At 36.9% G+C, this 25,720-nt stretch carries 22 protein-coding genes; 10 read left to right on the forward strand and 12 right to left on the reverse strand.

The features are described from left to right. Positions 1–66 precede the first annotated feature (66 nt). Positions 67–1,038 carry an iron ABC transporter permease gene (locus VUJ46_RS02185; RefSeq protein ID WP_326983378.1) on the reverse strand — a complete coding sequence of 324 codons (972 nt, stop codon included), beginning with the start codon at positions 1,036–1,038 and terminating at the stop codon, positions 67–69. Positions 1,039–1,054: 16 nt separating this feature from the next. Further along, entirely contained in the window at positions 1,055–1,615 is a 561-nt protein-coding gene (locus VUJ46_RS02190) for a TlpA family protein disulfide reductase (protein ID WP_326983379.1), read from the reverse strand. 32 nt (positions 1,616–1,647) lie between these two features. On the opposite strand from VUJ46_RS02190, the gene VUJ46_RS02195 reads away from it, so the two are divergent. Together VUJ46_RS02195 and VUJ46_RS02200 are read left to right on the forward strand one after the other, a co-directional pair. Then, positions 1,648–2,772 (forward strand): ferredoxin--NADP reductase, encoded by a 1,125-nt coding sequence (locus VUJ46_RS02195; RefSeq protein ID WP_326983380.1) that lies wholly within the window; start codon positions 1,648–1,650, stop codon positions 2,770–2,772. A gap of 2 nt (positions 2,773–2,774) precedes the next feature. Beyond that, positions 2,775–3,386, forward strand: a complete 612-nt coding sequence (locus VUJ46_RS02200; RefSeq protein ID WP_442784949.1) for a SanA/YdcF family protein — start codon at positions 2,775–2,777, stop codon at positions 3,384–3,386. Positions 3,387–3,388: 2 nt separating this feature from the next. Here VUJ46_RS02200 and tamL read toward each other — a convergent pair whose 3' ends face one another. Continuing rightward, positions 3,389–5,989, reverse strand: a complete 2,601-nt coding sequence (gene tamL / locus VUJ46_RS02205) for a translocation and assembly module lipoprotein TamL (protein WP_326983382.1) — start codon at positions 5,987–5,989, stop codon at positions 3,389–3,391. Here tamL and VUJ46_RS02210 point away from each other — a divergent pair. Continuing rightward, positions 5,975–6,697 (forward strand): TrmH family RNA methyltransferase, encoded by a 723-nt coding sequence (locus tag VUJ46_RS02210; protein WP_326983383.1) that lies wholly within the window; start codon positions 5,975–5,977, stop codon positions 6,695–6,697. The two genes, tamL and VUJ46_RS02210, sit on opposite strands and share 15 nt — an antisense overlap. A 92-nt stretch (positions 6,698–6,789) precedes the next feature. Here VUJ46_RS02210 and VUJ46_RS02215 read toward each other — a convergent pair whose 3' ends face one another. The 5 genes from VUJ46_RS02215 to porQ form a co-directional block, all read right to left on the reverse strand. Then, a complete protein-coding gene (locus VUJ46_RS02215; protein WP_326983384.1) occupies positions 6,790–7,287 on the reverse strand; it encodes a phosphoribosyl-ATP pyrophosphatase in 498 nt (165 codons plus the stop codon). A 3-nt stretch (positions 7,288–7,290) separates the two neighbouring features. Further along, entirely contained in the window at positions 7,291–7,599 is a 309-nt protein-coding gene (locus VUJ46_RS02220; protein ID WP_326983385.1) for a phage holin family protein, read from the reverse strand. A gap of 79 nt (positions 7,600–7,678) precedes the next feature. Then, positions 7,679–8,029 carry a YtxH domain-containing protein gene (locus VUJ46_RS02225; protein WP_326983386.1) on the reverse strand — a complete coding sequence of 117 codons (351 nt, stop codon included), beginning with the start codon at positions 8,027–8,029 and terminating at the stop codon, positions 7,679–7,681. Between the two features lie 95 nt (positions 8,030–8,124). After that, a complete protein-coding gene (gene cmk / locus VUJ46_RS02230; RefSeq protein WP_326983387.1) occupies positions 8,125–8,799 on the reverse strand; it encodes a (d)CMP kinase in 675 nt (224 codons plus the stop codon). A gap of 95 nt (positions 8,800–8,894) precedes the next feature. Further along, positions 8,895–9,887: a type IX secretion system protein PorQ gene (gene porQ / locus VUJ46_RS02235; RefSeq protein WP_326983388.1), complete on the reverse strand. Its 993-nt coding sequence runs from the start codon at positions 9,885–9,887 to the stop codon at positions 8,895–8,897. A 407-nt stretch (positions 9,888–10,294) separates the two neighbouring features. Here porQ and pyrH point away from each other — a divergent pair, with 407 nt between their 5' ends. Then, a complete protein-coding gene (pyrH, locus tag VUJ46_RS02240) occupies positions 10,295–11,002 on the forward strand; it encodes a UMP kinase (RefSeq protein ID WP_326983389.1) in 708 nt (235 codons plus the stop codon). A 143-nt stretch (positions 11,003–11,145) separates the two neighbouring features. Continuing rightward, positions 11,146–11,700, forward strand: coding sequence for a ribosome recycling factor (gene frr, locus VUJ46_RS02245; protein ID WP_326983390.1), 555 nt, complete (start codon positions 11,146–11,148; stop codon positions 11,698–11,700). Between the two features lie 54 nt (positions 11,701–11,754). On the opposite strand, the gene VUJ46_RS02250 is transcribed toward frr, so the two are convergent. From VUJ46_RS02250 to VUJ46_RS02265, 4 genes are all read right to left on the reverse strand, one after another. Further along, positions 11,755–12,387 carry a hypothetical protein gene (locus VUJ46_RS02250; RefSeq protein WP_326983391.1) on the reverse strand — a complete coding sequence of 211 codons (633 nt, stop codon included), beginning with the start codon at positions 12,385–12,387 and terminating at the stop codon, positions 11,755–11,757. Between the two features lie 151 nt (positions 12,388–12,538). Next, on the reverse strand, positions 12,539–13,987 hold the full coding sequence (locus VUJ46_RS02255) for an LptF/LptG family permease (RefSeq protein WP_326983392.1): 1,449 nt from the start codon (positions 13,985–13,987) through the stop codon (positions 12,539–12,541). A gap of 121 nt (positions 13,988–14,108) precedes the next feature. After that, the gene (locus VUJ46_RS02260; RefSeq protein WP_326983393.1) at positions 14,109–14,756 is read right to left on the reverse strand and encodes a LolA family protein; all 648 of its coding nucleotides are present in this window, start codon (positions 14,754–14,756) and stop codon (positions 14,109–14,111) included. Between the two features lie 68 nt (positions 14,757–14,824). Then, positions 14,825–17,416 carry an FtsK/SpoIIIE family DNA translocase gene (locus VUJ46_RS02265; protein ID WP_326983394.1) on the reverse strand — a complete coding sequence of 864 codons (2,592 nt, stop codon included), beginning with the start codon at positions 17,414–17,416 and terminating at the stop codon, positions 14,825–14,827. A 526-nt stretch (positions 17,417–17,942) separates the two neighbouring features. On the opposite strand from VUJ46_RS02265, the gene VUJ46_RS02270 reads away from it, so the two are divergent. From VUJ46_RS02270 to VUJ46_RS02290, 5 genes are all read left to right on the forward strand, one after another. Then, on the forward strand, positions 17,943–22,112 hold the full coding sequence (locus VUJ46_RS02270) for a T9SS type B sorting domain-containing protein (protein ID WP_326983395.1): 4,170 nt from the start codon (positions 17,943–17,945) through the stop codon (positions 22,110–22,112). 595 nt (positions 22,113–22,707) lie between these two features. Further along, complete coding sequence (locus tag VUJ46_RS02275) at positions 22,708–23,259, forward strand: cysteine hydrolase family protein (RefSeq protein ID WP_326983396.1); 552 nt, start codon at positions 22,708–22,710, stop codon at positions 23,257–23,259. 44 nt (positions 23,260–23,303) lie between these two features. Beyond that, positions 23,304–23,948: a cysteine hydrolase family protein gene (locus tag VUJ46_RS02280; RefSeq protein ID WP_326983397.1), complete on the forward strand. Its 645-nt coding sequence runs from the start codon at positions 23,304–23,306 to the stop codon at positions 23,946–23,948. 43 nt (positions 23,949–23,991) lie between these two features. After that, complete coding sequence (locus VUJ46_RS02285) at positions 23,992–24,636, forward strand: cysteine hydrolase family protein (protein ID WP_326983398.1); 645 nt, start codon at positions 23,992–23,994, stop codon at positions 24,634–24,636. A 75-nt stretch (positions 24,637–24,711) separates the two neighbouring features. After that, positions 24,712–25,296 carry a Crp/Fnr family transcriptional regulator gene (locus VUJ46_RS02290; protein ID WP_326983399.1) on the forward strand — a complete coding sequence of 195 codons (585 nt, stop codon included), beginning with the start codon at positions 24,712–24,714 and terminating at the stop codon, positions 25,294–25,296. The last annotated feature ends 424 nt before the right edge of the window (positions 25,297–25,720 follow it).

Below are 25,720 nucleotides of genomic sequence, written 5' to 3' on the forward strand. Positions count from 1 at the left end.
ATCCTTGCGTCTTAAAACGAAAGATTATAAAAATAACTTTGCGTCTTTGCGATAAACCAACAAAAATTAAACTTTATTTTGTTTCAAAAGCATCATTAAAATGACAGGAATTCCAAAAACAGAGCTTATCACATTCAACGGAATCTGCGTTTTTTCTGCGATAATTGAGAAAAGAAGCATAATCAACATTCCTAAAAACATATTCAAAATCCATTGTTGCCAAAGTTTAGAGGGATTATAAACCAATCTGCAAAAATGCGGAACAATAATTCCGATGAATAAGATAGGTCCTAGAAATGCTGTAATAGAAGCCGAAAGCAGGGAAGAGGCGGCAATGATAAAAATTTTTAATTGATTCAGATTCACACCCAAACTTTGTGCGTAAGATGTTCCCAGAGAATTTCCAATCAATGGTTTTATGGTTTTAAAACAAATAAATAATCCGATTAAAACTAAAATCGACAAAACATAAATCTGATTCCTCGTTACCATATTATTTGCTCCGAAAGACCATAAAATATAGTTTTTCAGACTTTGATTTTCGGCGTAAAATTGCAACAACGAAACAATTGCTCCCGCAAAAGCTGAAACTAAAAAACCAAAAATAATCAGATAAGATTTATCCTGAAATTTATTCGACATGGAAAGCAAAACCAACATCAATAATAAACTTCCTGCAATCGCAGCCAAACTTAAAAAGCTGTTTTGAAGAAATTCTGGAATCAGAATATCGTGCGAGAAAAAAATATAAAAAGCAACCGATAAGCTGGCGATAGAAGTAATTCCCAAAATGTCAGGTCCTGCAAGCGGATTCTGAAAATATTCCTGCATTAAAAACCCTGATGTCGGAATGGAAATTCCTGCCAAAATTATCACTAAAACACGGTTTACCCGTATTTCCGCAATCTGACTATTGGAAGATTCTGAAAAAAAATCCTGAATATTTAAACTTAAAAATCCTGTGTTTAAATTAATAACTGCCATGAAAACAATTGCGATCATTAAAAGCAAACACAGGATTCTGAATTGAGTTGACATTATAATAAAGTCAAATTTATTGTAAGAAAGAATTGATTTTTTTATCCAATTCACCTTCTGTCATCATTCCTAGAAATTCTTCCGTTTTATCACCTTTTCTGAAATAAGTGAAAGGAATAGATCTTCCGTCCCATTGTTTGAAGTTTTTCGGGAAGAAATTTTCATCAAGTTTTTCTCCGTCAAGCAAAACAATGTTTTGCGCCAATCCGTTTTCATTAGCAAACCTTTTAACAGCACTGTTCCATTCTTTCTTTTCATCCAAATTAACGAAAGTGAATTTTACAGGTTTTCCTTTTAATTCCTGAATCTTATTCTTAAAATGAGGAATTTCTCTCATGCATGGTCCGCACCATGTCGCAAAGAAATTAGTTACGTACAGTGTATCATTATTTTTTGCTAAATAATCACTGATCTTTTCGGGAGCAATTTCTGGAGAGGTGAATGCACTGCCTGTGGCATCAGTATTTTCTGCTACAGAAAGAGAATCTTCAGCGGTGGGATTATCATTTTTCGTACTTTCTTTTTTACAACTTGCCACGGCAAACAGAACGAGGGTGGATAAAATTATCTTCTTCATAAATTATTTTTTATCTATTTTTGAATTGAAGTATGGAACAACAAATCTATAAAGGGAAACTTACGCAGTTTCATTGGCTAAAAATAACGAAAAAGGAAGAACTGACCAAAAATACTTTTTCTTTGGAGTTTGAAATTCCTGAGCATTTGAAGGAAAATTTTGAATTTGATGCAGGACAGTTTGTAAGTCTTAAATTTCAGTCTCATGGTGAAGAAATCATTAATGATTATTCAATGACCTCAGCGCCTTATGAGAAAAAAATAGCGTTGGGAATAAAAGTAAATTCACCTGAAGGAGCAACTTCTGAACTGTTCAAAAATTACAATGTTGGAGACGAATTGCAGGTTAGTGAGCCGAGTGGAAGATTTACTTTAATTTCAAAGCCAAGCGAATTTCGGACAATTGTTGGGTTTGCCGCAGGAATTGGAATCACACCTATTTTAAGTCATTTTAAAAATATTCTTCATAATGAACCTCGAACACGATTGTTTTTATTTTATGGAAATAAAAGTTCAGAGGATTTAATTTATAGAGAAACTTTGGATAATCTTGCAAGAACTTGCGGAGACAGACTGCAGATTTTTTATTTTTATTCAAGAGAGAAAACGGAGAATAATTTCTTTTACGGAAGGCTTGATGAGAAAAAATTAGCTTTAATTATTAATCAAATTCTGCATTTAGACGATACTGATGAAGAATCTACTATTTGGGATGCAGTAGACGATGTTTTGATCTGCGGAAAGGGAGAAATGATTAAATCGCTTGCCAATGCATGCTATCATCATGGAATTCCGAAGAAAAATATTCACTTTGAGCTTTTCCAGGAATTTAATGATGATATTTATCCGTTAGAAAAAGAGTTTCCATTAATTAAAAATGTAGAAATAGAGTTTAAAATGCTCGGGAAGGAATATCATACCGAACTTCCAAACAATGAAGAGAGGATTCTACAGCAATTGCTGGTTCAGAAATTTGAAGTTCCTTACTCATGTAAATCAGGAATATGCGGAAGTTGCGAATGTGTTTTGGAAGAAGGGGAAGTCGAGTTGCTGGAAAATGAATATTTAACAGAGAAAGAAGCCGAAAAAGGTCATATCTTAGCATGTATGTCGATAGCGAAAACTAAAAAAATAAAGCTTAACTTTGATCTGACTTGAGAATCATAAGAAACATATTTAATTTAGGTCGTATATCAATAGAAATTGGTATCCTCATCATATGTCTTGCCAATGCGTGGGTATTTGCGTTAACAGACGGAAGAACCTATACTAAAATTTCTAAAATCCCACCACGGGAAGTGGCTTTGGTTTTGGGTACTTCTCCAAAAATGAAATCCGGTGTTTCGAATCCCTATTTTACGAAAAGAATGGATGCCACTGCTTTATTATATCATCACGGTAAAATAAAAAAAATCATTGTAAGCGGTGAAAAAAGCAAAGGCTATAATGAACCGGCTGCCATGAAAAACTATTTGGTCTATCAGGAGGGGGTTCCTGAAGATATTATTGTTGAAGACCCTAAAGGTTTTAATACTTATAAAAGTATTTTACGCTGCAAAGATGTTTATAAGGAAAAAAATGTAATTATCGTTTCGCAGGGATTTCATAATCTGAGAGCTCTTCTTTTTGCCAGAAATAACAATATGAATGCCTTAGGTTTTGATGCCCAGGATGTCACAAAGCCCGAAAGCTACTACAGAAACCAGTTTCGTGAGATACTCGCCAGAACGGTTGCTGTAGTATATTTCGCATTGGGGATTTCGCCGGATTAGAATTAGAAAGGGTATCCGAATGCGATATTCAGTGTTGGTTTGAACGGATTGAAATTACTGAATCTCCATTTTTCACCACTCGGTTTGTTGGGATCATAAATTTTATAGGCCAAATCAACCCTCAGGGTGATATAAGCAACATTTACTCTTAAGCCAAATCCGCTGCCGACTCCCATTTGCCCAAGGAATTTATTGAATTTAAATTCACCTCCATAGCCGTCGTTGTAGCTTTTCAGGCTCCAGGTATTCCCAATATCAGTGAACAGTGCTCCTTCGTACATATCGGTGAAAGGCACTCGTAATTCTATATTGGTTGTCAGTTTAATATTATCAGTCATGTAGGTACGTACTCTTTCATCAACCTGGGAATCTGCAGGTCCCAGACCGCCAAAAGCGACCCATGCACGGATGTCATTGGATCCACCATTAAAATAAGATCTTACAATCGGCATATCTTTAGAATTTCCGTAAGGAATACCCACCCCTACAAACTGGCGTAATACCAATGTGTTTCTGTTGAACTTAAAATATTTTCTCGTATCGATATCAAATTTAACAAACTGCGCATAAGGGATGCCGAAAATGGTTCGCTGCGGACTGGTAACAATCCCACCGCCATCATTTCTTTTCTGATTGAAAATACTTAAGGCATTTCCTGCAAGTTCAACTTTTCCGTTAAAATAAAAGGCATTCGGATAGTCTTTTTTACCAATTTCATTGTATACAAAATTATAGATGAAGGAGGAAATAAGAACATCCTGAGTTTGCCGGTCTTTATTAACCAGTGTTCCTCTGAAGGCAGTATAAAGATCCTGACCGTCTGCATCGAGTGTTCCCTGATAGGTTTTGTCTTCTGTAATTTTTTGGGATACTTCATCACGGGTAAGTAGACCTGCTTTAAAATCATCCCTTACCACCGGATCATAAGCGAAGTAATCCTGAAAAATTTCTTCTCTTACCGCATTGTCATTGACAAAGTAGTCGTAGTAAGCAGATTTATTTTTTGTTAAACTCAACTGGGTATTAAATATGGTCAGTTTATGATAAACCTGGTCATTTACATTCGCCTGATAGTTGAGTCCCGTGTTGAAATTAACCCTCCCAAGGCCAATATTATTCTGGATGGAGGCACCGAGAACAATGGATGATGTCGGCGTATATCTTTTCGGGATGAATTTATAATAGTCAAAGGGAAGAAGAAGTCTCGGAAAGTTCAGTGAAGCCTGTGCTGAAAGTTCGTATGCGAGCACTCTTTTATTAATATCCTGTGTACTTCTTATTGATCCAAATGTTCCTGAAAGGCTTGTTGAAAGGTTCTCCATACCTCTGAATACATTCCTTGTTGTTAAATCAATTGAAGGAGATACCCCAAGATTCAGAAGTTGGGAATAGTTGACATCGGTTCCTACCTTAAGTTCATATTTAGGAAGTGGTTTCAGTAAATAAAGAACATCTACAATACTGTCGTTAGGAGAGGTTCCTCCGCCATGTCTCAGGGAATCTCTGGCTTTCAGAATGCTGAAGTTGTTCATGGTCAGGAAATTTCTCTTGGTGACATCGAGTTTTTTCTGATCATAGATCTGCTTGCTGTCGATGATAATAGCACGCCACAGCGACGAACTTTTATAGTTGTTGTTCATTTTGTGAAAACGAACTCTTCTTAAGCTGTCTTTTTTTGTATTGTTTGGAAAATCGCCGGCTTCATTCACAACAGCGACATCAATATTTCCAATGGTTGCTACTTTATAGGGGGTATCCAGAGAATCTTTGTGAATTTCAAGAGTCAGTGGAACCTGTTTTCTGCTTTTCAGTGAATCTGCCACGAAATACACTTCTTCATTGGAATTGTTGAATCTGTAATATCCATTCTTACGCATTAATTCATTAATCCGGGTTACTTCTTTTTCAAGGACGGTCTGATCCAAAATCTGGCCAGCCTTTATATTGGTTTCCCACATCGATTGCTTATAGACTTCCTTGATTTTTGGATCCGGAATATTAAAGTAATAATCTTTTATATAGGTGGCATCATTATGTTTAACGAAATATTTTACGGCTGCTTTTTTTGCTGTAGAGTCAATATTATGTTTAAATTTAACTTCAGAATCCCAAAAACCTCTATAAGTTAATCTTTTTTCGATAGATTCAGCACTTTTTTCAGTTCTGGTCTGATCCAAAATTACGGGCGGACTTCCCCAATTATGGTATAATCTGTCCATCAATAAACTTTTCCCTACACTACTTTTCATATTATATTTAATGAAAAGGGAATCTCTTAATTTTTGATTTCGCATTTCATTAGGATATGTCATGTATTCGTTAAGAAGGGTGTCATACTTGGGATTGGCAGCATTGTAAAATAATAAGCCTAATGGCATGAACAGCAATTGTTTTTTATTGGGTTTCTGCTGTACATAATTTTTAAGCTCTTCATCAAAACTTTCTTTTTTATCTTCAAACTCAAAACTGTTCTTGGTCAGCAGATATTCACCATCAGGAACTTTCTTCGTCGTACTACAAGCATACAGGAGACCAACAAATGTTGCAAATGAAATAATTTTATAATACTTTTGAGGAGAATTCTTATAATGCTTACAGCTCATACAATAAAAATTTTACAGTCTTTAGATAAAAAGAAGTTCAGACAAAAATACAATTTGTTTTTGGTTGAAGGTAATAAAATCATTTGTGAACTTTTTAATTCTAACTTTAAAATTAAAGAAATATTATCTACCGATCCGCAAAAATTGGACCGTACAGATGTGCCTATTACTCATATCTCTGAAAATGAGTTGAAAAAAATTAGTTTCCTGCAACACCCAAAAGATTCTGTAGCGGTTTGCTATCTGAATGAAGAGGAAAAACAGGAAGATAAAAATATTCAATTGGTTTTGGATGGTATTCAGGATCCGGGAAATTTAGGAACAATTATCCGTTTGGCAGATTGGTTTGGAATCGAACAGATCATTTGCAGCGAAGATACTGTAGATCTTTATAATCCGAAAGTAATCATGGCAAGTATGGGTTCTTTTACCAGAGTAAATGTGGTCTACACGAATTTGGCAGAATATCTTTCCACAACCGAAAATACAAATATAGGAACCGATATGGAAGGTGAGAATATTTACACATTTGAGAAACCCGAGAAGATTAATCTGATATTAGGAAATGAAGGGCAAGGAATGCGTCCCGAGACTGAAAGACTTCTTCAACAGCGTATTTCGATTCCAAGATTTGGAAAATCCCGGTCTACAGAAAGTCTTAATGTTTCTATGGCTGCCGGAATTATTTTGGGACAGCTCTTTCGATAGAGAAAATAGAGTTTTAGAGTTATAGGGTGGGAGTGTTTGAGTTTAGAAAAAATAAAAATCTAAAATCCTCCAACTCTATAACTCTAAAAACATTATATAAGTTGTTCTAAGCTGGATACACTTTTATTTTTCTGATAGCTTTCCAGTTGTTTTCTCACATATTTTAAAGCAATTGGAGCAAGATAAATCATGGCAGCTCCCAGAAGTTTTTTCTTCCAGTTAGAGCTTTTCATATTCTTTTTGGCATAATTTCCTACCAAAGCGGTTACGCCAAGCCTTACAACGCTATCTAAAGCATTTCCTGTAAAAGCTGAACCTGCAATGCCTATGGCTGTATTTTTGTTCAGTAAAATGTCTTTTACTTCTGAGGTAACCTGTTTGGCTATAACATCTTTTCGGATCACCACTTTCTCTTCACCGTTTTCGTCTACCTTTTCCTGAAGATACTGATCTGTCATCCCATTGGTAAAGGCGCTTAAACTCTCTTTTGTGTTTTTAAATGTCAAAAGATTTTCAAGATCATCAATCTCACCTTTCAACAACTTCTTCTTTATTCTTAATTCATTTAAATTTTCGTAATTTCTCCCCATAGTTTAGTGGTTTAAAAATTTAATAACACCGTCTGCGACACTATTTACAATCCTATTTTTAAAGATAACGATAAAAATCATGATTACAAAATAAAAAGCAGCCACAATCAGAAAGCCGAAAGAAGTATTATTCAGTGCTTTACCGATAAGAAATGCTATTCCAAAATTGAAAAGAACAATAAAAAAGGCAAAAGCAACAAGCAGTACTACGAAATAGGCAATCATTCCAGCAGAAAGGGAAGACTTTTCAGTGGCCTCTATTTTTAAGAGGTCAATTCTTTTTGATGCGTATTCTTTAATAGTCTCTATCATTGTTTTTTTTTAAAGTTACAAAAAAAGGAACTTTAATTGTCAAAGCTCCTTTTACTAATTTAATCAGGGATTAAATTATTTATTTTTTAAGATCGTTTAATTCTGCCTCAACATCTTTAACCACATTGGTTGTCTGAGACACAATTTGATCTTTATACTTATCGTAACCATCTTTTACCGTGTGCGCAACACTGTTAGCTGTTTCCTTGAAAGTAGAAGAAATATTGTTATACTGATCTTTTACCTTTTCTGAAACCTCTCCATATTTGTCCTTCGCCTGATCTTTTAGATCGTTGGCTTTAGTTTTAATTTTTTTTCTTGTTTCTTTTCCTTCTTCGGGAGCGTAAAGCATTCCTAAAATTACACCTGCTGCAGCACCTGCAAGAAGTCCCGCTAATATACCTGCTGTATTGTTTCCTTTTCTAGACATTTTTCGTTTTTTTAATAGTTAATAAAGATTAGTTTCTATATGCTTAAAGTCTACAATTAATATACCAAAGGAGGTCGATGTCGCAATAAATGTTGTTAAATCGTTTGAATGTGAGATAAAATTGCGTCTATGGTTTCTCTTTTGGTAAGATTGGTATTGTCGATGACAATGGCATCATCTGCCTGCCTTAATGGCGCAATTTCTCTTTCGCTGTCAATTTTGTCACGTTCGATCAGGTTATGTTTCACCTGTTGTTCATCTGCCTCAATACCAAGGCTCAGGAGTTCCAGATATCTTCTTTTGGTTCTTTCATCGATGCTTGCTGTAAGGAAAAATTTGAATTCGGCATTAGGCAGAACCACAGTTCCGATATCTCTTCCATCCATAATGATTCCTCCTTTTTCCGCTAAGTTACGTTGAGACTGCAGTAGAAAATCTCTTACCTCCTTCTGCTTGGCCACCAGACTTACATTATCGGACACTTCGTTGGTTCTGATTTGTTTTGAAATATCTATGTGATTAAGAAAAAGAATTAATTCTCCTTTATTGTTTTTAAATTCAAGATCGATTTGTTCTAAACTTGAGAAAAGTTTTGCTAAATCTATAGAGCCCGATTCGTTTGTGCAGTTTTGTAATGCAAACCACGTAACCCCCCGGTAAAGAGCGCCCGTATCCAGATGAATAAGTCCTAATTTATCGGCAATAACTTTTGAGATTGAACTTTTTCCGGTAGACGAGTACCCATCGATAGCAATTACAGGTTTTTTCATTCCGCAAATTTCAAGAATTTTTCTTAAAAACCAAGAAAACCTTAAGAAAATCTCTTAAGGTTTTTGTTTTATATTGTTTTACAATGTTATCTGAATTAATATCCTGCGTGGCTGCTTAAATCAACTGAGACTCCTATCTGGTTGACATTAGATGCGTTATGGTAACGGATGTGCGCGTAGTCCAAACGGAATCTCGCAATCTTAATTCCAAAACCACCCGAAAGTCCGGAGAAGTTTCTTTGATCTGCCACTGCCAGTTCGTTTCCTCTTTTTACATTATATCCCAATCGGATATTGAAATTTTTCTCAGGAAAGAGTTCTGCACCTACAGAAAAGTGATCGGCAATTTTTCTTCCTACATTCACTTCCTGCCCGTTTACATTATAATCTGAGGAAATATCAAACTCCTGTAAATCGTGGGCGGTAATCGTAATAGCCAAAGGAATTGCTTTCAGGGTTCTTGTATATCCAAGATCTATTCTGAAAGGAAGATTTTCTCTGGTTCCGTTAAAAGATTTAAACTGATATCCGAAATTTCTAAGAACCAAAGAGGCAACTTCTTTACTTTTCTTGTTATGATAGGTAATTCCGGCAGTTCCCGCAATGGCAGAAGAAGTATAATTATCTATTTTTGATGTGATAAAATTCAGCCCTCCGCCAATAGTCCAGTCTTCCTCGAACTGATAGGCATATCCCGCTCCGATGGCAACATCAGAGGCAGAAAATGTTCCGTTTTCGTAACCGCTTTCGTCTGTTCTAGGGATATTTCCGTAGCTCATATACCGTGCATTTACGGTGGCCATATGACCGTTATCAAAGTCTCTGGCGTATGCTATGGTTCCGTATTTAGAATCTGCCAGATAAGCAGCTCCGTTAACAGACAGCTGTTTATCAGAATCTCTATTTAACAACGCCGGGTTTGCAATCGCAAAGGAAGCATCATAATCTCGTATGGTAATTGCATCTCCACCCAAGGCAGCCTGTCTTGCAGACACAGGAATGTTTAAGAAAGGATAAACATTTGCTCCCGTTTGTGCATAAGAAACAATTCCTGACAGAAATAATGAAAAAATGACAATTTTCTTCAATTCAGTTTATTATTAATGCAAAAATAATCCTTTTTCGTACTTTTCAAAATATTTATGACATTATTTATACGTAAATATTTAAGTTTTGTGAAAATTGTGGTTTTTTGTCAACATCATTCCATTTATTTTGAATACTAGAGGGATTTAAACAAATTTAAAATTAATTATGGCTTAGCATAAAAAAAAATGGAGTTTCAATTAAGCAAGATTTATTATCAAATAAGAAATAGAAGAGGCTTTATTTAAAGTAAATTCAAATTATTTATCATTAAAAAGCCTTTGTTGGAGGTGTAAAATGGTACTTTTAAAATTTATAATCTATAATATAGAATCAACCTTATTAATGATTATATTTGCAAAGTCAAATTTTGACGCATTCTAACGAAAAAAAGTTATTTAAAATAAAGATGAAATATAAAAGAATCCTTCTTAAGCTAAGTGGTGAGGCCTTAATGGGTAACAGACAGTATGGTATTGATACTGACAGGCTGCAGGAATATGCTGCTGAAATAAAAAAAGTGGTAGAAAAAGGCTGTGAAGTTGCCATTGTAATTGGAGGAGGAAATATTTTCCGTGGAGTAGCGGGTGCTGCAAAAGGGATGGACAGAGTGCAGGGAGATTATATGGGAATGCTTGCAACGGTAATCAACGGGATGGCGCTACAAGGTGCTTTGGAAGATGCAGGCGTGAAAACAAGACTTCAATCTGCTATCGAAATGGACAAAGTAGCGGAACCTTTCATCAAAAGAAGAGCAGTAAGACATCTTGAAAAAGGTAGAGTGGTAATTTTCGGAGCCGGAACGGGTAACCCTTATTTTACAACAGATACGGCAGCAACGCTTAGAGCAATCGAAATTGGTGCTGATGTTATTTTGAAAGGAACGAGAGTAGACGGTATCTACGACAGCGATCCTGAAAAAAATGCTGACGCGGTAAAATATAATTCTTTATCTTTCGACGAAGTTTATGCTAAAAATCTTAAAGTAATGGATATGACGGCATTTACTTTAAGCCACGAAAATAAATTGCCAATTATTGTTTTTGATATGAATAAAGACGGTAATTTAGAAAAAATTGTAGACGGAGATAATGTTGGTACTTTAGTTGACTTATAAGTTAATAACCAAGTAAAAAGTAAAAAGAGCCAAGTGGAATGAAAACTACAAAGTTTATAAGTAAATGAACTTTTTACTTTTAACCTGTTTCTTTTTACTTGAATCATTTATAAATGTGTAATTTATCAAATTTTTATTATATAATGGAAGAATTAGATCTTATAGTAGAATCTGTACAGCAGGACATGGAAGCAGCTATTAAGCACTTGGATCATGCATTTCAAAGAATCAGAGCGGGGCGTGCGTCTACAAGTATGGTTCAGGATGTGATGGTAGAGTATTACGGGGCTCCGACTCCGCTTAATCAGGTTGCCAACGTTTCTGTACCGGATGCCATGACAATCTCTATTCAACCTTGGGACAGAACAGCGATTAACGCTATTGAAAAGGCAATTATTAATTCTAACTTAGGTTTTGCACCTTCTAACAACGGGGAAAATATTATCCTTAATGTACCGCCTTTAACAGAAGAAAGAAGACGCGAACTGGCAAAACAGGCTAAGGGAGAAACTGAAGATACAAAAATCGTTGTAAGAAACGCAAGACAAAACGGTTTGAAAGAACTTAAAAAGCTAGACGGTGTTTCTGAAGATCTTGTTAAAGGTATTGAAGCAACTATCCAAGAGCTTACAGATAAATATGTGAAAGCTTGTGATGATCATCTTAAAGTAAAAGATGCTGAAATTATGAAAGTATAATTTTCAGTCTTGAAAATAAAAAAGAGGTTTCCGTTTTGGGAACCTCTTTTTGTTTTATAAGCAAAGTACTTTGTCTTTTTTATCTTTATTTTTCAGGATGGTTTGGTAGGTTTTCATTAATTCTTTCACATCACATTTGCCTTCTTTATTCGGAACCGTTTCAGGGTCTATATTTTTACCGACAGATCTTATGATAAAGTTTTTCTCTAAACATTGGATCGGGTTATCGTTTTGCAGATAAATTCTTTGTTGATTGATGCTGTCTTTGGTAATCGGTTTTTCAGGAGTTCCGCCATCAAACTGCCATAAGGTATCTTCTTTAAATATAAAAAATACCTTGTCGTTTTTTATATAATACTTTGCTACCGAAGAATAATGACTGTCTGATATGAAATGTTTGACCATTCTCAGTTTTTGCTGATCATAATAGAAATGCACTTCGCCTTCTAGTTCCTCACAGTGGTAGTCAAAGCCTGTTGAATCTAATTTTTTAGCCAGCAGCTGTTCATTGAGAACAGTAAATTCCTGTTTGATCTGGTCTGTGGTTTCCGGGGATTTACCGGATGACAAAGTGCCTGCCTGGGCTACCGTGCTGTCCTTTGGTGATCCGTGTGGAACATCAGGATTATTTTCTTTTTTACATGAAACGAGCAATGCCAAGCAAAGACCGGAGATAAAAATTTTCATATTATTAATTTGGATGGTCAATAATACAAAAAATAGAAGGAATAACAGGTCACCATGGGGAAAAATATAAGTCAAAAATTTTTCATCAAAAGGAGATAAAATTGTCCTCCATAAAAAAAGACCCGTTATGTCGGGTCTTTTGTATTGTTTTTTATTGATATCTTTTATGTTCTTCGCTTTTCACAAATAGTTTTCTGATAGGCTTGAAGAATGCTTTGTATTTTTCAGCATCAAACAACTGAGAGTCGGTGAGTGCTTTGAAGGTCATCCATATTCCAAAAGGAAATAAAATCATATTCGGAAGCCATGCTGCGAGATAAGGATCCATTTTTCCACCCCATGCGATATTTTCGATCCCAAGGTTCATAACATAAAAAATAATGAATATGACAATGGCAATAATAACAGGAACTCCCATCCCTCCTTTTCTGATAATAGATCCCAAACTGGCTCCAATTAAAAAGAAAATAATACAGGTTACTGAATAGGATATTATTCTTTGCTGATAGATAATTACTTTGCTGAAATATTTTACATTTTGGTTAATTTCTGTTGTTTTTCCCTCTACTGTATTTTTAAGGTTGTCCAGACGACTGTGTGCAGAATAAATCATTTCCAGCTTTTTAGCCTCTTTTACGGTATCCAGCTTTACCTGTTGTTTAGGTTTGGCTTTTGACTTATTCTGATCCATATAACCAATAACCGGATTGGCCTGGTTAATGGCATCACTGCTTACTGTCGTAAAAAATGTCTGGTTATCTTTTTTTATTTTTGAAATGGTCGTATTGAGTTCATTGTAGGTGTTAAAACGATAGTCATCCGTAATTTGCTCTTTTTCAATAGCCTGATCAATAAGTTCACTAATATCGAAGTGGGAAACGAGTGTATCAAATTTTATAGCCTGATCGGGTTGCTTTTGCCTTGCATCGCCACCTTTGATATTATCTTCGTAGATATACCCATTGTATAACACCAGTTTTAAAAAGTTTTTATTCACTGCCGGAGCAAATTTTCCTTTTTCAGCAACAATGGTCTGTTGATTTTCGTAGGTACTTGCTTTTTTATGAACGAATACACCTTCAATATTTTCTCCGTTTTCACCATAGATCTTATCAAATTTTACCATATATCCCGGAAGCTGATCCAGAAACTGTCCCGGCGTAAAGTTAAGCGCGGGTTTGGTTTGGGCGATATTGAAAAGCATATTCTTGGCTTTCTTCTGAAAATCAGGAATGATATTATTGGAAAAGAAATAGAGGAGGATAGCCAAAACGGTAGTCACACCCAGTAGTGGAAGCATCACCCGGGTCAGCGATATCCCGGCTGCCTTCATGGCAGCAAGTTCATAACGCTCTCCAAATTCTCCGAAAGACATGATACTGGCCAGAAGAATGGTAAGGGGCAGTACCAGACTGACAACGCTGACTCCCAGATAAAAGAGAAGTTTTAGGATTTGCCAGTAGCTTAATCCCTTTCCCATAAATTGCCCCAATTGAACCCAGATAATGTTTACAATAAAAATGAAAAACAAAACACTGAATATAAAGAAAAACGGTCCAAAGAAGGTTTTTATGATATATCGATCGAGTATTTTTAACATGCGCCAAAATTAATGAAAAAGCCACAAAGTTTTCTTTGTGGCTCTTATATTTTATGAAATTTTTATGAAAGCAAATGACCTTTTCTCGAATTCACTGTCGGATATCATCTGCCACAGAGTTTTATAATTCTGTAATCACGTAATTTTTAAATTTATTCTTGTCAAATACGAACATATTGGGATCCAGATCCTGGTTTTCCTTGTATTCTTTAATGGCGATTACGGCAACATCCTTATTGTTTCCGTGCTGTTCAAGTTTTACCATCTGGTTTTTCGAAGAGTCTACGAAGAGATAGACATATTTTAATCCGTTGGCTTTTACCGGAGTCAGTTTGATGAAATCAGCATTAACGCCATTGACATTCTTTTTGCCTCCATAGCTTACGTTATAATCATTTCTGTAGGTTGTCAGATAATTGATAGGGGAGAACATGCTGCTGCTGCCATTGGGTTTTGCTATTGTCACCTCCATGTCTTCGGCGTTGATATTATAGATTTTACTGCCATCAAAGATCTGTTCAGTGTCCATGATCTTCAGTTTGTATTTGTTGCCTGCCGAGTAATAAATACCGGGTTCTGTTTTGGCAACCTGACCGTTCACGCCTGTCCCGAATGAAAATTTAAAATAGGAGTTTTTTTTAGAATTATAATTGGCGGTAATATCATCTAGTATTTTTTTTGCTTTGGCATCTATTTTCTGTGCATTCGAAAAACCAACAGCTCCTGCAACGAAGCTTCCCAATATAATTTTTGAAATAATACTTTTCATTTTTTCTTAATCTTTAATTTTAGATTTTTAAAAGTCTTAAAAGTTAAACATAAATCCTTTGTTCAGGCTTAACTGCGCAGATCTTCCAAAAATTGTTCCAAAGAGTGAAGGTCGCTTATAATAACTTCCCGAGCCTTAGCTCCGTTGAAACCACCTACAATTCCGCTTGCTTCCAGCTGATCCATAATTCTTCCCGCCCTGTTGTATCCTAACTTCAACTGTCTCTGAAGCATTGAGGTAGAGCCTTGCTGTGTTGAAACAATAATTCTTGCTGCTTCTTCAAATAACGCATCTTTTTCATTAGGGTCAAAGGCTCCAACTGAACTTGTCGCTTCTTCAGAAACGTATTCCGGAAGAATAAATGCCGAAGGATATCCTTTCTGTTCCCCGATAAATTCTGCTAATCTTTCAACTTCCGGCGTATCTACGAAAGCACACTGAAGTCTTAAAATTTCGTTTCCATTAAAGTAAAGCATATCTCCTTTACCAATTAATTGGTCTGCTCCCGGAGAATCCAGAATCGTTCTGGAATCTACACTTGAAATTACTCTAAATGCCGCTCTTGCAGGGAAATTCGCTTTAATCATACCTGTAATTACGTTTACAGACGGTCTTTGTGTTGCAACAATTAAGTGAATTCCAACCGCTCTCGCAAGCTGTGCTAATCTGGCAATTGGTAATTCTACTTCTTTTCCGGCTGTCATAATCAAATCTGCAAACTCATCCACCACCAAAACGATGTAGGGTAAATAACGGTGACCGTTTTCAGGATTTAATTTTCTTTCCGTGAATTTTTTGTTGTATTCTTTTAAGTTTTTACAGAAAGCGTTTTTAAGCAAATCATACCTCGTATCCATTTCGATACAAAGAGAGTTCAGCGTGTTGATTACTTTATTGGTGTCTGTAATAATCGCTTCTTCCGCATCCGGAAGTTTTGCCAGATAATGTCTTTCTATTTTAGAATATAAAGAAAGTTCCACTTTTTTAGGGTCTACCATCACGAATTTCAGCTCGCTTGGATGTTTCTTATAAAGAAGGGAAGTCAAAATAGCATTAATCCCAACTGATTTACCTTGTCCCGTGGCCCCGGCCATCAGTAAGTGAGGCATTTTTGAAAGGTCGGCCATGAAAATTTCATTCGAAATCGTTTTACCAAAAACAACAGGCAAATCCATATCTGTATTTTGGAATTTCTGAGAAGCAATCACCGAACGCATTGAAACCATCGTAGGATTTTTTCTCGGAACCTCAATACCAATTGTTCCTTTTCCAGGCATCGGAGCAATAATTCTGATTCCTAAAGCAGAAAGATTTAACGCAATATCATCCTGCAGTTTTTTAATGGCTGCCACACGGATTCCCGCTTCCGGTACAATTTCATATAATGTAACCGTTGGCCCGATCGTCGCTTTAATTTCCGAAATTCCTACATTAAAGTTTTTCAGCAATCCAACGATTTTGTTTTTATTTTCTTCTAATTCATCTTTGTTAATAGAAATTTCTTCGTTTCCGTAATCTTTCAACAATTCGATAGGGGGCATCTGGAATTTAGCCAAATCAAGCTTATGATCGTAAAGGCCATGCTGATCTACTAAATCCTGAGATTTTCTGTCTGCATCATCCAAAATATCTATAACCGGAGCTACCTCAACATTAAATTTAATTTCCTCTTTTACTGCCGTAGAAACTGCTGCCACAGGAGTTGGAGTAGGTGTAGGTGAAAGATCAAAAGCCTGTTCCGGAGTTGAAGTCGGGAAGTTAGGTTTAGTATTTACGTTTAAATTAATCGAGTTTGAAAAATCATTTTTGTTGTCTTCTTCAAAGGAAGTATGATTTGGCGTAACGATCGTATCTAAATTGGCAGAAACCGGAACTTCAGGAAATCCTTTCGGAACGCTCACTGGCTCTGGTTCTGTAAATTTCGGAGCCGGTTTTTGAACAACTTCTGTTACGGTAACTTTTGGTGTTTCTATTTTTACCTCTTCGATTTCTTCTGGCGTTTCAATTTCTTCGATCAATTCTTCATCTGCTTCAAAGTTTTCTTCAGAACTTGGCATCATTGATTTTACTTTTCCAATCGTGTTTTCGTTGATTTCGTTGAATTTATTTTTAATCGAACTTGGTCTTAAATTAAATTCCAGTACGAAATACAGAATAATGCTCGATGCCAGCACCAGCCAAAGACCGTACGTCCCGATAATGGCGTTCAGGGAATCCATGATCTGGTACCCGTAGACTCCACTTAAAACACCCTGGCCTTTAGTAATGGCTCCGAATAAGATGGGTAGCCAGCATATGAAAAATAGAGAATGTCCTACGGTTTTCCATGGCTTAAAGATTTTCTTCTTCAGAATAAGGGTTCCGAAAACCAAAAATAAAAAAGCGATAATAAAGGAAGCTACTCCAATACTCTCAAAAATAAAAATATTTCCAAGCCAGTCGCCTAATTTTCCGAAAATGTTTGAAGATTTTATGCTTTTATCCAGCATAGTTCCTGCCTGACTTTGATCGGCTTTCCAGTTTGTTAAATAGGAAACAAATGAAAAAGTAAGAACTATGGAAAAAAGGATAAAGGTGAGCCCTGAAAATACTCTGGGCTTTGATAGGAGTTTGCCTTTGTCAGGCGATTCTTTCTGCGTATTCTGTGTCTTTTTATCCATAATATGTGGGCAAATTTAGTGCTTTTTTTTCAGGATTAAACGGAATTTTTTCTGAAAAGATTCTTAAATATACGGAAAGATTTTATTTGTTTAATACAGGCATATTGCAGATGTGAAAAATTGTGTATGCTTTTATTTTCTATTCATTTTTAGCTGTTGATCTACTACAATTATGCTCCTTTTAGTATGGTAAATTGTTGTATTTCAAATTTTTATAAAGTTGCTGTTAATATGTAGTATAGGTACCTGGGCAGCCCTCTGTTATTTTTGTTTTTATTAATATCTGCTACACGTTGAGATTTTTATGGGGTATCTGAAGGCTGTTGTCTCTGGAAATCAACAGGATATTGAATCTTACTGGTTTAGGCAGATAAAATTTTAAAGTTATAGTGACCCAATATTCTCTTATTAAGTGTATTTAATGATGAAAAAAAAACTACTTGTATTTATTGCTCTTTTAACATGCTGTAAAATATATACACAAATTGTTACAAGATATCACGAATCGATAAAAGGGGGAGTAGCCATGATAGGAAATTCATGGTATTACAGTACTTCCCCTACCGGTTCCCGCCTGATACCGGATATAGACAATGATTCTTCTACGAATTGGTCTACTTCAGCAGATCTTATTTTACCGGCAGGATCTACGGTTGAGAAGGCATATTTGTCTGTAGAAAATGATCTTTCGGCTTTCAATTCCGTGCGTTTTAAAGCTCCGGGCAGTAATTATACAACTTTAAATCAGAGTTCAAGTGTGGTCAACCGAACATCTACGGGATATTCTCAACGGATATGGGATGTAACTGCTCTTATTCCCACTAACGGTTATGTAAGCGTGGCCGCAGGTGGTGCAGGCGGAAGATATTATCTGGCAAATCCCTCACCAGTGCCTTCTAGGATGGGTGGCTGGTCGATAATAGTAGTTTATAAAAATGCAGGTTCCAAGTACAGAAATATAACGATTGCCGATAACTGGAGATATTTCGTTAATTCTTCGGTGACAACAAATATTACAGGAATAAAAGTTCCTGCGAACGGTAGTGTAAAAGCCGTTGTTGGGGTTACCGGAACTTACGGTGACCGTGGATATACTGATCTGCTGAATTTTGGGAGAACAGGGACTGCTCTCACTGCACTGGCAGACCCTATGACTCATTCCAAGACTGATGTTCTTAATTCATCTATTGCATGGGCACCTGTGAACAATGTTACTGCCGATGGGGGGCCTGCTATTTCCGGGAATTATACGGCAAGAAATCCGATAAGTAAGGGGCACCTCTATGGAGCTGCCGAAGCTTATGACTTTGATGCAGATATTTTCGATGCCTCCGGAATCTTACAAGGGTCTCCTAATCCGGTTGATATTACGCTTGAACAGCGAGGGTTGGGGGGAGATGTCTTGGTTAGCGGTTCCTATTTTATTTCTGTCGATCTTGCTGAAGCTCCGGTTCTTACAAAGAATTTATCTCCTACGGTAATTAACGATGGGGAGACGGCTACTTATACATGGACAGTTACCAATACAAAATCTGATGCAGTTGTACAGACCATTGCTTTTACAGATACTCTTCCCGCGAATATAAAAGTAGCTGCAGTTCCTAATGCTTCCGTGAGCGGAGGCAGTGGCGGGACTGTTGCTGCAGTGGCGGGCTCAGGTACTGTTACAGTCAGTAATCTTGTTCTTAATCCCGGGGAATCAGCCACTATAAAAGTGGATATTACCAATGTTCCGGGACAGCTCAATGCCAGCTGTACCGGAAATCCATCTCCTTTTACCAATAGCTCTGCAAATATAAGCTTTCCCTCGGGGATTAGTCTGGATACGACATTGATGCTTCCTCAGTGTTTGATTGTTAATGATTGTGCTTCTGTACAAGACAGTAGTCTTAGCGTATGTTCAGAGACTTCATCTGCTGATTTCGATCTTACTGCGGCTGAAGGGGCGATTTCTCCTGGACCCGGACTAAGTTTTCAGTATTATGAAAATCTTTCCGATGCTACTGCAGGCAACCTGAATATTATTCAGAATCCATTGGCTTATCATTCAGATACAAAGACGGTATATGTACGTGTAGGGAAAGGGTCGTGTTTTAAAGTAGCTGAACTACATTTGAATGTAAGCATAAAACCCCAATTTCAGAATGCGGGCTTAAGTGTATGTTCCGATACGCCAACAGGGGTCTTTAATCTGAATGCTGCAGAAGGAAATATATCGGTTGATCCCGGTGTTGTGTTTTCGTATTATGAAAATGCGGCAGACGCGGATCTAGGTAATGGAAATATCATCACAACTCCATCAGCCTATTCTTCGGCAAGTAATATTATTTACGTCAGACTTACGAAAGGACTTTGTTTCAGTGTGGCAGAATTAAAGCTTACAGTTAATGTAAAGCCTGTTGTCTCAATTATCGCTCCCGATACGGTGATTTGTCATAATAATCCGGTTACGCTGACTTCGAGTCTTGCTTCCGGAAATCTCTGGTCTACGGGAGAAACTACGCAAAGTATTGTGGTTAACAACGGAGGGGTGTACACACTGTCAAATAACGATGGGGTATGTGAAAGTGATCCTGTAGCTGTTACCATTTATAAAGATGAAGATCCTGATCTACAAATCAGCGGACCTGCTTCTACCTGTGGAGAAACAGTTGTTCTTACGGCTGTGGCGAAGGGTACAGGCAATATTTTCAGCTGGTCGACAGGCGATTCAGGTGATACAGTCAATGTGAATAATCCGGGAACCTATTCAGTAACTGTGAAAACTCCTTTGGGTTGTGAGTATCAGAAATCATTTACGGTAAGTATAGGATCATCACCTTCTGTTCATAATTCTGTAATAAGCCTCTGTTCTGATACACCGAATGCAATTTTTAATCTGAATACTGAGGAAGGGAATATATCAGTGGATCCCGGTGTTGTTTTTTCATATTATGAAAATGCAACAGATGCAAATGCGGGTAACGGAAATATTATCGCATCACCTTCTGCCTACTCTTCGGGAAGTCAGATTATTTACGTCAGAGTGGCGAAAGGAATTTGTTTCAGTGTGGCAGAATTAAAGCTTACAGTTAATGTAAAGCCTGTTGTCTTAATTATCGCTCCCGATACGGTGATTTGTCATAATAATCCGGTTACGCTGACTTCGAGTCTTACTTCCGGAAATCTCTGGTCAACAGGAGAAACTACGCAAAGTATTGTGGTTAGCAATGGAGGGGTATACACACTGTCAAATAACAATGGGCTATGTCAAAGTGATCCTGTAGACGTTACCGTTTATAAAGATGAAGATCCGGATGTACAGATCCTGGGAAATCTGATTTTTTGTGAGGGAGATTCTACCATACTAACCGCTTCGGCAAACGGTACAGGGAATACTTTTCTTTGGTCCAATGGTGTTGCCGGCCCTGTCAATACGGTAACCTCGCCAGGATTATATACGGTAAAAGTAACAACTCCTTTAGGCTGTATATATGAAAGGACAGTCACTGTTGAAATGGATCCTTTGATTATTATCAATATCAATCCTCCCACAGAAAACATTACCTGCAATGTTCAGGATATTATGTTGGATGGTTCAGGTTCTGTTTATCAGCCGGGCTCTGTATTTTTATGGACAGCGACCGGGGGTGGAAATATCGTTTCCGGTGCCGATACGCTTACTCCCGTTGTTAATAAAGGCGGTACGTATACCCTTACCCTTACCAGCCCTGCTTCTGGTGGTTGCGTAAAGCAGTCTTCAGTGAATGTATTGGAAGATACGGTACCTCCACCGGTCACATTAACTGCTTCCAGCTTAATTATCTGTAAAGGAGATTCTGTAACATTAAACGCTCTGGGAGCAGTTTCTTATGAATGGACGGGGATTCCCGGAAATGCTGCGTCCCAGGTAGTATCTCCGGAAACCACCACTGTTTATACTGTAACAGGAACAGGTAATAATGGTTGTAAAACAAGTGTTTCCGTCACTGTTGCGGTGGTTCCGGCAATTGTTTCCTCCCTTCATGATATTCAGATCTGTGAGGGGCAGAAGGGAATGCTGGATGCAGGGGCAGGTCCGGATTATACTTATCAGTGGAATACAGGAGAAAGTACTCAAACCATTGAGGTAAATCTGAACGGAGTATACACTGTAACCATTGATAATGGTGTTTGTTCCAAAGTCTACACCGCCGAAGTGCATTATACAAAAGTTCCCGATATTATTGATATCGCATACAAAGATAACATCCTTACCATAAAAGTTCAGAATAATGAAAATATTGCTCTGCAGTATTCTATTGATAACGGGGTATCCTGGCAGGATTCTAACATATTTTACAATGTGCTGAAGAATACAGAATATACGATCAGGGTAAGGAATATACGGACGCTGTGTGATGCATCTGTTCTGTATTATACCTTTATGCTCCCCAATGTTATTACGCCGGAAGGGGATGGGCACAACGATGACTTCAGCTTTGAGGGGATTTCAAAATTCAAAAACTTTTCAGCAACCATTTTTGATCGGTATGGGCAGCAACTTTTCAAGGCTACTCCACAGAAGCCCGTTTGGGACGGCAAGTATCTGGGAAGGGTAATTCCCACTGCTACGTATTGGTATATTGCATCCTGGGAAGATCGCCTTAGCGGAAAGCTCTTTAAAATTTCCGGGTGGATATTGCTTAAAAACAGAAACAATTATGATAGGCGATGAAATAATGTAATACACTAAAGGAGCCGGAAGTTAGCCATATCCTTTTGTGTTTATCAGTAGATTCCCCATATATTAAGGTTTGCTTCTTTCTGCTTCCGTTTTTACTTAGCTCCTGTTTAAAATTTTAAGCAGGAGCTACACTTTACTGATGATATTTTTTATTTTTCCATGTCTGTTATGTTTTGGTGAATATTTGACTATGAAATAAAATCTATGTCGAAAAGAACGATGAAATTTCATCAATGAAATCTAAATGGGGTTTTATACTATTTTATCTTTGAAATTCCCTTTCAATTATTTACCATTTTCAGCGTTATAATAGCATTGAATTCATATACATCGGGTTTCACCCGACGCTACTGATATTTAACCCCTTCTGGGTTTTTGAGGTGAATTCAAGAAGAAAACAGTATTACACTTATTGTATTATTGAAAATCTGTATTTCAACGGTTTTTTATAACGATTCTTCGCACTGTTATGTTCCTGTTCTCGATCTGTGAGGTTCTGTTCTTCTTTTTTGAACTAGTTCAAAGGAAATGGGTTTTCGGCGCGATAACTTTGCCAAAGTAAAATTAATACAAAAATATAATTCTTATGAAAAATGCACTTTTAATTATTGATATTCAGAATGATTATTTCCCAGGTGGAAGTCATACGCTTGATCAGCCGGAAAATGCAGGGGAGAATGCAGGGAAATTACTTGAAAATGCCCGTAAAATTGGTATGGAAATTATCCATATTCAGCATATTGCCGTGAATGATGGCGCAGATTTCTTTCTACCCGATACATACGGAGCTGAGATTCATGAATGTGTAAAACCTGTGGGAAATGAAAAAATAATTAAAAAGAATTATCCTAACAGTTTCAGAGAAACTGAGCTTCTTACTTATTTACAAGCAGGGCAGATCGAAAATATTGTGGTGTGCGGAATGATGACAGATGTCTGTGTAGATGCAACTGTAAGAGCGGCAATGGATTTAGGTTTTTCCACCACGCTCATTGGTGATGCCTGCGCTACGGAAAGTAGAACACTGTATGGTGAAGTCATAGAAGCTCGCGGTATTCATTCCGGTTATCTTGCCGGGCTTACAGCATTAGGCGGGCTTTATGCCAACGTGATAACTACCGAAGACTATCTTAAATAAGACCGAAAACAATTTATAATAATTAACTAAAATTAAAACGAATAATGAAATTTCTTTTGAAAAGCTGTACGGTCGCATTTGTCCTGCTTATTTCTTTTTTCCAAAATGTACATGCACAAAATGCAAATATTGATAACAGTGCACTCCTTATTATTGATGTTCAGAACGATTATTTTCCTGGGGGAAAAATGACTCTTGTTAACGCTACAGAAGCAGGCGTGAAAACACAGGAGCTTCTAAAGATCTACCGGGCAAAAGGACGACCGGTGATCCATATCAAACATATCGCGACCAATGCGGGAGCTACTTTCTTCCTACCCAATACTCCGGGTGCGGAGATTAATGAACTGGTAACTCCCAAGGCTGATGAAAAAGTGATTGTTAAACACTATCCCAACAGTTTTCGGGAAACAGACCTGTTGCAATATCTTAAAAGTATAGGAGTCAAAAACCTTGTGATAACCGGGATGATGACCGATGTCTGCGTAGTTTCTACCACAAGAGCGGCTTTCGATTTCGGCTTTGGCAATACAGTTATAAGTGATGCTACGGCTACAAGAGACCGTAACCTTAACGGAAAAACAATCCCCGCAGCCAATGTACAGAAATCTTACCTGGCAGGGCTAAATGCTTTGGGGAGTTTGTACGCGAAAGTAAAGACCACGTCGCAGTTTGTTAACGGGCAGTAAATAAAATAAAAACAAAAGTTACAATTTAATTCAATAAAAAAACATGAAAAAATTATTTTTAGGGGTATTATCTTTAATGCTGATTGTACTTACAGCGTGCCACGATTCGGACGCTGTTAAAAATAGCCAGTCGGATACAGCGTTACTTATTATCGATGTGCAGAATGATTATTTCCCTGGAGGAAATATGGAACTTGTAGGAGCGAATGAGGCGGGAGAAAATGCCCGGAAAATGCTGGAGTACTTTAGGGTTAACAATCTTCCTGTTATTCATATTCGGCATATTGCTAACAATGAAGGAGCCACTTTTTTCCTGCCTAACACGCCGGGAGCCGAAATCAACGCTGTGGTGGCACCTAAAAAAGGAGAAAAAGTAATCGTTAAACACTATCCTAATAGTTTTCGTGATACCGACCTGCAGGAGTATTTGCAGTCTAAAGGAATCAAGAATCTTGTGATTACTGGAATGATGACAGATGTCTGCGTAGAGTCTACAACAAGAGCGGCTTTTGATCTGGGTTATAAAAATACCATTATCGGAGATGCATGTGCCACGAGAAACCGAGAGCTTAACGGTGAGATGATACCTGCAGGTATTGTTCATGAGTCTTTTCTGGCGGGAGTTTCGGCGCTTGATAATCTTTACGCCATAATTGTTAATACACAAGACTATATCAGAGGAAAATAGCAGTCATAAAAAAATAATATGATGATAAATAAAGATACCAGTATTATTGGTATCTTTATTTGTAAAAAATAGAGAATGTTTGAGAAGCTTTATCAAAATATAAGTCTCAGGGTCCGCTTTTCTGAAGAAGAGTTTAAACATTTTTCGGCTCCGTTTGAGCATAAAAAGTTTAAGAAAAGGGAAGTCGTTCTCAGTGAAGGAGAGTACTGTCTGTTTGAAGGTTTTGTTATCAGCGGATGTTTTAAGGTGTATTTTCTGAATGAAGAAGGGTTTGAACAGACGCTGTATTTTGCGGTTGAAAATTGGTGGATCGTAGATCTTGACAGTCTTATTAATAATGTTCCGAGTACTTTGAATATTGAGGCTCTGGAAGATAGTGAGGTTTTGATGATCTCCAAAAAAGAGAAAAACAGATTGTATGAGACTATGCCTCAGGTAGAAAAGCTGTTCAGAATAATGAATCAGCAGACCTCTATTTCTTTGCAGAGAAGAATTTTATCGCTTATGAATAAAACGGCAGATAGGAGATATCTGGAATTTTTAGAAAAATATCCGACCCTTGAACAGCGCTTAACTCAGCAGCAGGTGGCTTCCTATCTGGGTATTTCCCATGAGTTTTTGAGCAAAATCAGAAAAAGGATTGTTCTGGGGAGATCATGAATTTCCATAAAGATTTGCCTAAACAGCTATTTACACTCATATCACCTCATTTTTGGTGTCTTTTGAGGCTCTTTTAAACATTATTTATCATTTTTACGTGAATAGGAATCCGTTAGATCTTCGGATGATCAGTAAATTTTTATCTCAAAACAAAAGTGAAATAATAAATTCATGAAATTCAGTAGGTTATTGGTTGATTGCGGAGGGGATTTTAATAGCCACCTGCCGTAGGAATAGAATTACTCAATCAGATGAATAGCTATTTTTAATCTCATTTTATTTTAACTTTCATTTTAAATTTTTCCTAATAAAATACATCTTATTAAGAATGATTCAAAATAGCGCTAACAGGGGCTAAAGTGATAAAAAACAGCTTTTTTTAACGTCTTTATGGTTTATCATGCTTATTTTTGCATGTCAAGTA

The organism is Chryseobacterium sp. MYb264 (assembly GCF_035974275.1).
Taxonomy (GTDB): Bacteria; Bacteroidota; Bacteroidia; order Flavobacteriales; family Weeksellaceae; genus Chryseobacterium.